This is a genomic window from Flavobacterium sp. TC780 (assembly GCF_056783245.1).
The window spans coordinates 1-13,531 of the sequence record NZ_JBXBAV010000160.1 but is presented as its reverse complement, the minus strand read 5'-3'; the positions used below and the strand labels follow the sequence as shown (position 1 = coordinate 13,531).

Annotated in this window: 11 protein-coding genes; 4 read left to right on the top strand and 7 right to left on the bottom strand. The window is 31.2% G+C overall.

Features of this window, described 5'->3' with window-relative positions; translation table 11 throughout:
* The first annotated feature begins 54 nt into the window (after positions 1-54).
* Both AC1RYN_RS17605 and AC1RYN_RS17600 read left to right on the top strand, forming a co-directional pair.
* Positions 55-339, top strand: coding sequence for a DUF3817 domain-containing protein (locus tag AC1RYN_RS17605; protein ID WP_481807981.1), 285 nt, complete (start codon positions 55-57; stop codon positions 337-339).
* Positions 332-1,588 carry a mechanosensitive ion channel family protein gene (locus tag AC1RYN_RS17600; RefSeq protein WP_481807980.1) on the top strand — a complete coding sequence of 419 codons (1,257 nt, stop codon included), beginning with the start codon at positions 332-334 and terminating at the stop codon, positions 1,586-1,588. Before AC1RYN_RS17605 ends, AC1RYN_RS17600 begins: the two co-directional genes overlap by 8 nt.
* A 106-nt stretch (positions 1,589-1,694) precedes the next feature.
* On the opposite strand, the gene AC1RYN_RS17595 is transcribed toward AC1RYN_RS17600, so the two are convergent.
* A complete protein-coding gene (locus AC1RYN_RS17595) occupies positions 1,695-2,078 on the bottom strand; it encodes an acyl-CoA thioesterase (protein WP_481807979.1) in 384 nt (127 codons plus the stop codon).
* A gap of 70 nt (positions 2,079-2,148) precedes the next feature.
* On the opposite strand from AC1RYN_RS17595, the gene AC1RYN_RS17590 reads away from it, so the two are divergent.
* Positions 2,149-2,562, top strand: a complete 414-nt coding sequence (locus tag AC1RYN_RS17590) for a glyoxalase (RefSeq protein ID WP_481807978.1) — start codon at positions 2,149-2,151, stop codon at positions 2,560-2,562.
* A gap of 111 nt (positions 2,563-2,673) precedes the next feature.
* Here the strand turns inward: AC1RYN_RS17590 and AC1RYN_RS17585 are convergent, their stop codons facing one another.
* From AC1RYN_RS17585 to AC1RYN_RS17575, 3 genes are all read right to left on the bottom strand, one after another.
* Positions 2,674-4,908, bottom strand: coding sequence for a glycoside hydrolase family 3 protein (locus AC1RYN_RS17585; RefSeq protein ID WP_481807977.1), 2,235 nt, complete (start codon positions 4,906-4,908; stop codon positions 2,674-2,676).
* Between the two features lie 90 nt (positions 4,909-4,998).
* Positions 4,999-5,208 (bottom strand): hypothetical protein, encoded by a 210-nt coding sequence (locus AC1RYN_RS17580; protein ID WP_481807976.1) that lies wholly within the window; start codon positions 5,206-5,208, stop codon positions 4,999-5,001.
* Positions 5,209-5,424: 216 nt separating this feature from the next.
* On the bottom strand, positions 5,425-7,251 hold the full coding sequence (locus AC1RYN_RS17575) for a TonB-dependent receptor (protein ID WP_481807975.1): 1,827 nt from the start codon (positions 7,249-7,251) through the stop codon (positions 5,425-5,427).
* A 389-nt stretch (positions 7,252-7,640) separates the two neighbouring features.
* Between AC1RYN_RS17575 and AC1RYN_RS17570 the strand changes: the two genes are divergently transcribed.
* Positions 7,641-8,387, top strand: a complete 747-nt coding sequence (locus AC1RYN_RS17570) for an NUDIX hydrolase (protein WP_481807974.1) — start codon at positions 7,641-7,643, stop codon at positions 8,385-8,387.
* A 286-nt stretch (positions 8,388-8,673) separates the two neighbouring features.
* On the opposite strand, the gene AC1RYN_RS17565 is transcribed toward AC1RYN_RS17570, so the two are convergent.
* The 3 genes from AC1RYN_RS17565 to AC1RYN_RS17555 form a co-directional block, all read right to left on the bottom strand.
* Complete coding sequence (locus AC1RYN_RS17565; RefSeq protein ID WP_481807973.1) at positions 8,674-8,952, bottom strand: DUF983 domain-containing protein; 279 nt, start codon at positions 8,950-8,952, stop codon at positions 8,674-8,676.
* A 619-nt stretch (positions 8,953-9,571) separates the two neighbouring features.
* Positions 9,572-11,884: an O-antigen ligase family protein gene (locus tag AC1RYN_RS17560; RefSeq protein ID WP_481807972.1), complete on the bottom strand. Its 2,313-nt coding sequence runs from the start codon at positions 11,882-11,884 to the stop codon at positions 9,572-9,574.
* 437 nt (positions 11,885-12,321) lie between these two features.
* Positions 12,322-13,531, bottom strand: a 1,210-nt coding sequence (locus AC1RYN_RS17555) for an OmpA family protein (protein WP_481807971.1), incomplete at its 5' end; no start/stop codon positions are given.

Genomic DNA, 13,531 nt, shown 5'->3' with positions numbered 1-13,531 from the left:
AAAAATCAAGCAGAATCATTAATTTTACCGTTAATAATTTAAAAAAATAATTAAATGCTCAAGATTTTTAAGATTACCGCGATTTTAGAAGGAATTTCATACTTGGTTTTATTCTCTAACATGCTTTTTATTAAGCCTACAAACTTTCCTTTATATAAAACTTTATTATTCCCTATCGGAATGAGTCATGGTTTACTATTTGTGGCATATGTTTTATTAGCTATTTTATTAAAAAGTGCTCAAAAATGGGATTTTAAAACTTTCATGTTAATCTTAATTGCTTCTGTAATTCCGTTTGGTACTTTTTACGTTGAGTATAAATACCTAAAAAATGCTTAAGTTTTTGGAGAAAATATTTAACTTCTTATACCCTCTTTTTAGAGACTGGGGCATGAGCCGCAATATTGCTGCTTATCTCAGTCTTATTTTAAATATTGCTATATTAATTATAATGGCTTATGCTGTATATTATATAGCTAAATTTGTTTTAGTTACTCTTACTGCAATTTTTGCTCAAAAGACAAAAACCAAGTTTGATGATTTTTTAATCAATAATAAAACTACTAAATATACTGCTTATTTAATTCCGTTTTTCTTTATCTATAAAGCTGTTCCGATAATTTTGGATAAATACGAATATTGGGAATTGATTTTCGGTAAAATTGTTGGTGTTTATATCGTTTTATTATTGTTATGGATTATCCGAACTGTTTTTAATTCACTTAAAGATTACTTAAAACAAAAACCTGAATACAGCGATAAGCCTATCGATAGTTTTATCCAGGTTGTTATGATGGTTCTCTGGATATTTGGAGTAGTTATTATTATTTCTAAATTGTTCGGAATCAAGCAAGGTGAATTATTAACCATTTTAGGAACTCTTTCGGCAATTATTATTTTAATTTTCAGAGATACTATCCTTGGTTTCGTATCTAGTGTTCAGGTTGCTATAAACGATATGGTTCGTATTGGCGACTGGATTACAATGGAGAAATTTGGTGCTGACGGTGATGTTATCGAAATTAATCTTACTACTGTAAAAGTTAGAAATTTTGACAATACGATTACTACCATTCCAACTTATGCATTGAGTTCAGACTCGTTCCAAAACTGGCGAGGTATGCAAAAATCAAATGGACGCCGTATCAAACGACATATTTTAATTAAAACGAGTACAATCCGTTTTTTAACTGATGAAGATTTGGCTCTGATGAAAAAAATTCAACTCATTACTCCTTACATTGAATCTCGTCAGGCAGAAATAGATAAGTTTAACGCAATACATGGCGTAGATAAATTTTTGGCTTTAAATGGTCGCAATATGACTAATCTTGGTTTGTTCAGAAAATATATCATCCAATATATGATAAACCATCCTGGATTAAATAAAGATATGCATATGATGTGCCGCCAATTACAATCGACTGCTCATGGAGTTCCTTTAGAAATTTATACTTTTTCGAGTGATAAACGTTGGGCAAATTACGAATACATAATGGCCGATATCTTTGATCATGTTATAGCTTCTGTAGCCTATTTTGATCTTGAAATATTCGAATTACCATCAAAGATTGGTCATTTAGAGTAAATACTCAAAATGCAATTCTTAAACCATATAAGTTATATAAGAAAAATAAGCCTTGCTTAAATGAACTTACATAACTTATATGGTTCTTCTTTATTTAATTTAATAGCTACAAACGGTCTTTTACATATTCTATCTTCGTTTTTCCGTGTGCCTTCGGTTTCCCATCTTCTCCTAAATTAACCATTGTAATAGTATCTATTGTAATAATAGTTTCTCTAGTCATCATGTTTCTTACTTCACTTTTCAATACTAACGAAGTATGTCCAAATTTAACTACATCTATTCCAATTTCTACGATATCCCCTTGTCTAGCCGAACTTTTAAAATTAATTTCCGACATATGTTTGGTTACTACTCTATAATTTTCTAACTGAATAATTGTATATAAAGCCAACTCTTCATCTATCCATGCCAGTAATTGCCCTCCAAATAACGTTCCGTTTGGATTTAGATCTTCGGGTTTAACCCATTTTCGAGTATGAAATCTCATAATTGTTAATTTATTAGTAACAAAAATAACATTTTAGTATCATTATTTTTTTTAATTTTAGAATAAAAACATGAGCCAGCGAGATACTTTTTTACAAGAATTCCGAGGACCAACTTTAGGCACTGTAAACGCTCAATCTTCTGCAGATGAATTATTTCAAAATGAAGTACTTCGGCCGATTTTAAAACTCCAAAATGATTTATTAGTTGCCGTTTTTATAAATTATGTCAATAAAAACAAAACTGATTTTTATTCTTATACCGTTGAAAAGAAACTTTCGGTAATTGAAAATGCCATTCAAAAAGACATTAAATTCCGAAATTCATTAAAAGGTATGGTAATCGCTCTTTTTACATTGGATGAATATCAATCTTATATTCTAAATTCTTCCAGCCTGAATAAAAGAATGATGAATTTGGTAATTGAAAGGCTTAAAAATCAAGTGCAATTATTTGAATTAGAATCAAATAATGAATCATTTTAAAATTGAATTGCATTTTTTATAATGCATAAAAAAACCAGTGAACTTAACTTCACTGGTTTTTTTACAACTAACTTTACTTTATGCTCTTAATATAAGCTATTTTAATACATGCTACTCTTTCTTATATGTGCTGGTTCTAGCGTCTTTTATAACTCCTCTCCAGTTTAACCCATAAGCAAAATCATAAACATTTCCTTCACTGTCTTTATGCGAAACCATATCAAATGGGACATCTTCAAATTGTTTTTCAACAGTTTCCATATTAGCTGGCATCTGAACTGGCAATAAACCTGATGGCTCTGTTTTTCCAGATATTATATCTAAAACAGCTTGTGCTGATACTCCAAAATTCAAAACAATTCCGTCAACTTGATTTTCAAACTCATTAAAAATCATCGGTTTAGAAGCTGTTACTGAAACTATAACAGGTTTACCCCCCATCATATCTTTTGTATCCAAGATGGTTCTCAAATCCATTGTATTGGCTACAGTAACCGTTTTATTTTTATAAGTTCTATCTGTAATAGTTGGATCAATAACCTGATCTCCTGCTGCTATACTTTTAGCTCTTGCTGTTGTTGCAGTATACGTTCCGTATTGCAAAGAAATTGGAACATAACCATTGCTTCCATTAATTCTGTCATTTAAATCATACCCATCTTCTAAACTTTGTGGACTTGTTACAAAAACAATTGCGAAATCTGCTTTTGAAGGTTCGTCTGTAACATTATAGTATTTTTTTACTAATTCTAAATTTACTGGGTATTCTAATTTTGGCATGCTTCCTACTCCCCACCAGTCTTTCTTAGAAGCGGTATAGATTTTAGGAATAAAAACTGTTTTCTTTACTTTTAATGGAAGAATTGATGACTTATTTTTCAATAATACAATCGATTTTAATTGTGCATCATATCCTGCTTCCATAAACTTTGAATTTCCAACAACTTCTTTTGTTTCGGCTATATTCAAATATGGATTTTCAAAAAGTCCTACTCTAAAAATATTCTTTAATAATCGAACTGCTGATCTTTCAAAACGGGCTCTCATAAATGGTTCTCCATATTCTTTGATTCCTATTTCATAAGCTGCTATGACAGGTTTTTTGTCATTATTCCCTCCAAATTGATCTACACCTGCTATGATCGCTTTGTAATGTCTGTCTACAATCGAAAGATTTTCTACTCCCCAAGGTTTTCCTGCAAAAACATTTGGTGTTTTTCCTTCATCTCCAGTAATTAACCAATCAGTACAAACTACTCCATCGTAACCGTATTTATCTCTTAATAAATCGGTAATGATATATTTGCTATATCCATTGGCTACATTTTCGTTGTATTTTTTATCCTGATCAAAAGTAATAGTGTAATATGGCATTACAGCTGATGCTTTGCTGGTTTTCCCTTTTAATTTAAATGCTCCATTTACAAAAGGATCTATGTGTTGTTGCAAATTATTCCCTGGATATACTGCAAATTTCCCATAAGCCCAGTGGCCATCACGTCCACCTTCTTCGGCTCCACCGCTCGGCCAGTGTTTTACCATGGCATTCACACTCTTATATCCCCAACCATCTTTTATTTCATCTTTCCCATAAGATGTTTGAAATCCATCAATATAGGCTCGCCCCATATCTCTTGTTAATGATGGGCTTTCGCCAAATGTCATTGAAATTCTATACCACCTTGGTTCTGTTCCTAAATCTATTTGTGGAGACAAGGCTGTTGCAATTCCTAATGCACGATATTCTTTGGCTGCTATTTGACCAAACTGTTCTACAATTTTTGGATCAAAGGTTGCTGCCATTCCTAAACCATCTGGCCATATCGAGATTGTTCCACCTGCTCCTGCATTAAACTCTGAAGTTACAGTTGCTAAATGTCGCGGATCGGTACTGGTATTACTCGGAATTCCTAATCCTATTCCTTCTACAAATGCCTGCATCTTATTGTTCCATAAAGCAGCTACTTCTGGGCTTTCTACATTGGTAATTAAAACATGTCGCAGATTATCTTCTTGTAAAAATGCTTTTTGCTGGTCTGTCAAATCATAAGCTTTGGCATTACTTTCTGGAAAAATTTTTCCGTTATAAGTACCTAAATTATATCCCGAAACTCCTGCTGGCAATGATTGATGACGGCTATACAACATCAGTCCTGCAATTTGTTCTACGGTCATTTTAGATGCTAAATCTTTGGCACGCTCATCTGCCGAAAGTCGCCAATCTTCGTATTTATCTAATTTTCCGTTTTTATTTAAATCCTTGAATTTTTTTCCATTTATTGTTAAAATTTTTATTCCAGATTCAGGAGAATATCCTAAATCTCCCTCCTTTATTATTTTTAACAATTGTGAAATTTTCCTGCTGAGCATGTATCGTTACGCTTAAAAAGAAAGCTAAACTTATCGTTATGACTGTTTTTTTATTTACTATACTTTTTAAAATCTGAAATTTAATGACGCTTCTAATGTAAATGGTCGAATGTATGATCCTACCAATAATTTGTCGTAATATGGTGAAGCATCTGTAATTAATTCAGCTCCGTTTATTGTTCCTTTCGCTCCCGTTTGATTTAAGAAGTTTACTGCCGTAAGTCCGATATCGAAATGGTTATTGATTTTATAGTTTCTCCTCCAAATGTTTCCCATCTTGGTGCAAAGTATAATGCATTTGTTTGATTTGCATATTGCTTGCTGAAATAACGGAAGCTTGCCCATACTTTAAAATCTTTATACGTATAACTTGGATCAATTTCCATCAATACTTTTGATATTTCTAATACATTTTTGTCATTATATCAATAGTTGTTTCCAAAAGCTGAAAAATTATAATTTTTATAAACTGAATCCTGGAACGTGATCAAGTTAATGAAGATTAAATCCTTCAAATGGTGTTGCCACAATATCTGTAGTCCAACCCAAGGTTTGTATGTCATAAAAAACTGTTGCCACTTCTGACTGGCTTGAGTTTGTTGGATTTACTAAATTTAGTCTTGCTTGATAATTATTCCTTGTTAGATAAGTTGCCTGTGAAACAATACTAAACTTATCCTGATTAAAATATACTCCAAATGCTCCTAATGGACTTTTGGTTTTTGCCAAATTAGGCTCTGCCGCTCCTGAATAACTTTCTAATTGTCCATTGTTTTCGGTATAAGTAAAATCAGCTAAGATTCCAGCACTTTTTATTACTTTATAAACTGTATTTATCGATCCTCCTAAATGAAACCAGTTATTATCAAAATATGTTTTCTGACTTGGATCAAATACAAGATTTGGTGTTCTTGGTGTTTGATAATAATCTCCTTTTAATTTGTGATATCTCAAATTTACACCATATGCTACTGTTAAACGATCTGATATTGTCCAGTTATCTGAAAAATAAGCTGAAAGTTTATTCTCAAAACCATTATGATACTCTCCTCCTACATTATAGTTGTAAAATCCACTTGCATCTGTATTTGCTGTTCCTCCTGGAGTATTACGCACTAATTTATCTGGGTTTGCACTTACTGTCTGATTAAAAAACGAACGGCTTGATGTAAACTCATCTACATTATAATAGTATTCCATTAACCCAAATCTCCATTTGTGATTATCAACATTCTTTTTTATTTCAAATCGTGATAAAAAAGTAGTTGTTGGTGTTCCATCTGTGTACATTGCAAGCATTGAGTTCACATTACCTACGTATGGCTGCCCTGTAGCCTGATAGGTAAAATTATCTGCTGCTGTAGCTTCAAAAATACTTAATGGTATTGTTACTAATTGTGATGCTTTTGCATAACGAAAACGAGTCGAGAAATTAAACTTCCAATCATTAGCTAAGTCATAATTCCCTAGTAAATCAAATGTATGTGAGGTTGATGCAGCATCACTTCCTCCCATATCTGCTTTTTTTGACTCTCCTGTAAGTATATCTTTAAACATGAAAGTTCCATCGTTTACGATATAGGAATCTCTTCCTATTCTAAAGCCATTATACTCCTCTACTTTTCCTCCTTCTTTATATTCAAAAACAGCATAATTACTTAAAGATGCTGAGTTGGCATATTTATACAAAAAGCTGATTTCACCTTTTCCATTGTTAAATTTCTTAGTTATTCCTGCTCGGTAAATTTGAGTCCTATCTGAATAGTTAGCAAATTTCAAATCAAATGAATTCGGATCAAAATTAGCATAGGCTCCCATTGTATACGACCAACCTTTACTTAATGGTCCTGCAACATTTAAGTCTCCTTTCTTCCATCCGAAACTTGATCCCGAAAAGTTACCGCTTATTTCTAATTTATCTGTTCCTAATCTCGTATAGGAATTAACAGTAAATCCTAAATCGCCTGTTGTAATTGCTGCTTCTCCAATTTTTAGCAAACCTGTTCGTCCTAAACTATTGCTTTGTCTCCATGTTCTGTTTGGTAACTCTGGCCAGAAATAATAAACTACTGGTAAATCATTTTCCTGAATAGTGATTCCTCCTACTGTTGTTGGTAATCCTATATTAACATCACGCGGCCCTGTATTATTTGCCGCATTTAACATCACATTCCTGTTTTTTTCTTCTTTAGTGTCGGTTTCTACAATTTTTGTTTTTGTGGTATCTGTAGCTTTTCGCATCTTTTTTTCCTCTTGTGAAAATCCTTCAAAAGCTGGAAAAATTGTCATACAAATCGCTGAAATAATTATTCTTTTCATAAGTTATTTAGTTAATTGAATAAAGGATTAAATTTCATTGCTTCATTAAGAAGCAATATTAATTAGATTTTTTAATATTAGCAAATAATTAAAAGAAAAATTATATAAATCGGATTTTTAAGCATATATAAATCATATATAAGTAACAAAAAAGTTGAATTACTACATTTTAAAATTAGACAAAAAAAGAACTATCACGTTTGCGCAAAGCCCCGTAAACAATGAGAAAAATCTTCAAGTAGCAATTTTTATCAATGTTGAATTCTGAGTTAGATAACAAGTTTTAAGAGCTTAATTTTTTTTTTAATTAAAAAGAAATAATCCAAAAAACTTTTTAAAAGTTGACATATAGATATCAAAAGAGTAAATTTGGACGTAAATTATAATCTATGGAGTTAAAAAAAATACTAGAAAGAGATTCTGAAATTTCATGGGGAAAATATGTTCCTACACTCTCTATTGATTGTGCTATTTTCAGTTTTAAAGATTCTTCTCTTCAGGTACTGACCATCAAAATGAAAGGTCAGGATGCTTTTGGTCTTCCTGGTGGTTATGTGCAAAAAGATGAAAATATTGACGATGCCGCCATTCGAATTCTAAAAAACAGAACGGGTACCGAAAATATCTATCTACAGCAATTTTACACCTTTGGTAATTTAAACCGTTCTGAGGGTGTTTTTAAAGATTACGATGATAATTTATGGAATAAACAACGATTTATTTCTATAGGCTATTATGCTCTTGCTGAACACTCTAAGGTAAATCTAAATATAGATGATATCTCTACTGCCTGCGAATGGAAATCTATCGAAGATTTACCTCCATTTATGATGGATCACAGAGAAATTTTAGATAAAGCTCTTGTTACTCTACGTGAGCAATTAAGCAATCATCCGATTGGTTATAATCTTCTTCCTGAAAAATTCACCATGCCCGAGCTTCAAAAATTATACGAGATCATTTTGAATAAAAAGCTTAATCGCGGTAACTTTTATAGAAAAATATTACGTTACGATATTTTAACCAAATTAGATGAATCTCGTAAAGGCGGTGCACATAAAGCTCCTGACTTATATAGTTTTAATTTAGAAGAATACAATAACGCACTGAAAGAAGGCTTTAAAGGAAGTTGGTAGTGAGAAGGTACAAAGATGTTAAGTTTCGGATAACTATTAGAACTTTGTCTCTTTGCAACATAGTACCTTTAATCTTTTCAATCCGCGCCCAAAACCAGAGCAAGTAGCTCTATAAACTATCTCCAGTTGCTTAATGAGGTCCTTCCTACGTCAGGGTGACAAGATTGGGATTGTTTTACCTAGAAAATTAACCACAAAGTTCCGAAAGTATTATCGCAAAGAGTTACACATAGACTAAACAGCCTTTGAACCTTTGTACCTTAGTAACTTAGAACCTTAAAAAAAATTAAGATTTTTTATTATCTCCTATAAAATTCAGAGTTAAATTTATCAATACTGCTTTGGAAATTCGTATTATCGGAACTTGTATTGCAAGGCAAATAACCATAAATATTGGTATCAGAATTTTTAACGATAATCCATATACTGTATTTAATCCTATGACTGAAAGTATTAAGTGAATAACAATTATTAGTATTATTGGATATTTAATCCATGATGCTGCGGAATAAAAGTTCGGTTCTATTTTAAAATCCTGATTACAATGTGTGCAATTTTTATTCATTTTACGAATCTCTTTCACTACAAAAAGTCCTTGATTTGTAAATAAATTGCCTTTGTAGCATTTGGGGCATTTAAGTTTAAAAATAGTATGTAACCTCATTCTTGTGTTTATAATTATTAAGTATTATTAATTGAAAAACTCCTGTAAAGCATCTCCTATTGATTTTAGTATTGACTTTCCTCAAGAAAGGCTTGATAATAATTTTCCATTTCTGTGCTTATAATGCTTGGGAATTTGTAATATTCAAAAAACAGATAATAGTGATACAACTATGCGAATGATATCTTGTATTTGTATTAAAAAGAAGATTCTACACCGATAGCTATCAGGACTGATTTACAAAAATTAAAAGTTTTTTGATCCGGAATTAAAGCAAAAACTGTAAAGTTTGCAATGATTTTCGCAAAATACGTATTTTTTTAAAACTGAGCTAGAAAAGATTGAATTGGCTTTTACTTTAATTAAAGATAAAAGAGGAATTATTGATTGGCTTTAACCAAAATCTTATCCTCGAATAAAACGCTTATTAAGATGCTAAGCCACAAAATTCACACCAACTTTCTTTCTGATATACTTAATACTACAACTAAAAATGAAACAACAACTTATTCTAAATCTGCTACTTACAAAATCGTTCCAGTAATTGTTCAGCTGCTGGGAAATTTTTGTTTTTTGACATTCCCAAATACTTGCATCCTTTTGCTTTATCTTGAATTGCTATGTAGCAAGTTCCTAAAACATATTCTGTTTTTCCATCTTTCAAAGTATCTATATTTTTAATTTTTAGTAAATACTCTATGGCTTTCTTGTATTCATTTAATTTAAAATAACAAATACCTATATTCTGTATTATTGACTCATTTTTAGGATCTTCATTTAATGCTTTTTGGTAGTATGTGATTGCTAAATCAAATTTTTGCTCTTTTCCAAATTGCAGTGCTTTAACTAAATAATCATCTCTTAAAGCATATAATACATTTGATTTCCTTTCTAATAAAAGGCTATCTTTTGGAAAGGCTGTCAATCCTTCATCTAAAAAAGAAAGTAATTTTTGATGACTAAATCCTGACAATTGTAATGCTTTTGATGTATTAACCCAATTCTCAGGCATTTTGCGATATTTAGAAAATTGATTGTGAATTTTTAGCATCTCCAAAGTATCTTTTTTTTCATTGGCTATAAAAAGAGCTGACAGATAAAAATCTTTATTTCTTGGTCTTTTATAAAAAGCAATTTTGGCATATTTAAAGGCTTTATCAATATCTCCGTTATTAAAAGCAATCTTTTGAATATACCAATCTGAATTACCTAAATATGGATTCAGTTTTTGTGCTAATTCAAAATAATGTAATGCTTCGTCATATTTCTTTTCATAAAACAAAGATACTCCCGCGTACTCTACAAAAGGCTCAGAGTAGAAACTCAACGATGGATACGTTGGCAGGTTGGCAATAATATCATTAGATTCTAATAAACGTCCCGTTTCTGACAACATATCATTTACTCTGTAAGCTGTCTGATAAACTTTAAATTTATATTCTAATTGCGATGCTTTAAATTGTGAAAACGCAAAATAAAGACATCCAAGACTGATAATAGTAATTGCTATTGGTGCAAGTTTAATTTCTGACTCTGAAACTGTCGGCACTTCTTTTCCATTTACCAATGTTAATGCCAATAAAAAGCAAAATCCTAATTGCACTGCTGGTATATATAACGGGAAATTCAATAATGCATCAAGTCCATAAGCAGAAAGCAGCATTAAAGAAAATATGGCCACCAGCTGTACTTCACTTTCTTTAGCTTGCAAAATTTTCTTTACTGAAATCCATAAAATAAAAACAAATAGAGATAAATATACTAGTCCGTTAACGATTCCTGTTTCTACCGTTAATTCTAGAAAATCATTGTGTGCATTACTAGAAACATTTGAATCATCTACAAGTGTCTTTTCATAAGGTAAGCTTTTAATTTTCCAATTTCCTATACCCACTCCCAACAGCGGGTTTTCTGAAATGATTTCGCCTGCATTTTTCCAAAAATCTAATCGCAATTTAGCCGACAAGTCTGTTGGATTATTGGTTAGTTCTATTTGTCCTATTCTACTTCCTACTGACTTATAGCGCTCTGAATCTCCAACTTTCGCAAAAATTAGATTCGAAATAACAAACGATATAATTGCAGGTAAAATAATACAAGCTATTTTTATAAGCTCGCCCTTTTTTATCGTGTTTATTTTGCAATAAAAAACTAAAAAAACAACAAGCTGCAAGGCTAAACCCAAAAAAGTAGCTCGTGAACCCGTTAAGAATATTATCGTAATACTCAGTAATAATGTTAAGACTAACATTGCTCTTTTCCAATTCGAAAAATGTATAATTCCTAAAATTAAAAAAGGAATCTTTATATTAAAACTGGCTGCAAGTATATTGACATTTCCCGAATTACCTTTAATTGTAGATAAATCTAATGTTTTTGAAAAATCAAAGAAGATTAAAGACGATTGTATAAACATACTGATTCCAACAATAAAAGCAATTTTAAAAAGTAAATCAAGTCGATTGTAAAGTAGTACCGTTAAATTTAGAAACACACAAAAAATAATTAGCAACTTGCTAAAAGCAACTACTGCCAACGAAACATTGATGGCTGTAAATATTGATACTCCACAAAGTAATAAGAACGTACCGTATATTTTTAATACGATACTGTTTCTATATATCGAAATCAGATTTTTAGATACTAATTTTGGGTTGAAATAACAATAAACACCAATAGCTATATTTACTAGTGCCAGATATAAATATTGCGGACTATATCTTTCAATTGTTTCAAATGAAGGTAAATAATCCATTAATAAATAACCAATAATAAACAATAGTACTATAAAATTTGAATTATCTGATTTTCTATTTTGCAACCTTTCTTTCATATATATTATTTTTATTTTCAATTAACGTCAACAAACCATCACTTCAACACTCTGATATACTGATTACTTACAATATTATATTATCATATAAATATAATATTTAAATCCCATTTTTTTTTACTAACTCGTACGTAAGACATCTCTCGCTAAGGCGCAGAATCGCAAAGTTTTGACATACTTTTTACAACTTCACAGCTTTGAGTGAAATTATTTAATTCTCATGCACACGCAAACGTAATTCCTTTATTATCAAAAACTTATAACTCTATACCGAATACATCTTTCACTAAGACGCAAAGTTTAGCTATCTGTTTTAATAGTTTTTTACACATCTTAATCCGGTCCATAATACTAAAAAAACAGCAGTAGCCATAAACGAACATTTTGCTTGTCCGTTTACAGCCTCTACTACAAACCAAAAAATATAAAAAACTATTCTATTTATTTAATACTATAATAAATTCAGAGCGTCTGTTTAATTCATGCTCTTTTTCTGAACACTTCACTCCATTAGTACACTTATTAATCAATTTGGTTTCTCCATAACCTTCACCCGTAACTCTTTCTTTTGCTACACCTGCTTTTACAATATACTCTACTGTAGCAGTTGCTCTCTGTTTTGATAAACGCAGATTAAATTCATCTCTACCCCTACTATCTGTATGTGAATTTATTCGTAATGAAATATTTGGTCTGGCTAATAATAGCGCTACTATTTTATCCAACTCTGCTTTAGACGATTCTCTTATTTGGAAACCTTCATAGTCAAAATAAATAGGATTAAGCTCTAACTTTTTGGTTAGATCGTCTCCTTCTTTCAGTATCACTCTCTTATTAGCGACAATAACTTCCATATCATTATACAAATCTGGAGATATCACTCTTTTTTCTAACTGTTGTAACATAGGGATTGACACTGTTTCTTCTATTAGTCCTACTTTCTTATATACTAATGTATGATTTTGAAATGGCTCAAGCAAAATAGAATATTTTCCTTCAGTATCAGTATAATAGGTTGCTGTTTTGTTAAAATCAGCATCATAAACTTCGATAGTAACATTTGCAATAGGTGCTTTAGTAATACTATCTTTTATTGTACCTGAAATAGTTGGTTTTATATTAAATGAAAAATCTACTGGTCGGTTTTCTGTAAAACCGTATAAGTTATCATTTCCTTCACGATTTGACGAAAAATATCCTTTTTTGGTTTCCTTGTCTATTCCGTATGCAAAATCATCATAAGCTGAGTTTACTCCGTCTCCCAAATTAACAACTTTATAAATACCTGCCTCATCTTTTACTGCGGCAAAAACATCTAGTCCTCCTAATCCTGGATGTCCATCTGATGAAAAGTATAATATCCCTGAAGCATCTATAAAAGGATATGTTTCCCTTCCTAATGTATTAATTTCATTACCTAATGATCTTATATCACTTACACCATCCGCTTCTGTTATGCTCCCTACATATAAATCTGAATTGCCCATTTCGTTATTCCTGTCTGATACAAAATATAATTCTTTATCATCTGGACTTAAAGCAGGATGTCCAGATGAAAATCCATCACTGTTTACAGGATATGGTAATTCTTCAACAGGTGCTGCCTCCCTAACAACAGGAGCATGTATTAACCTTAGCAATACGTGA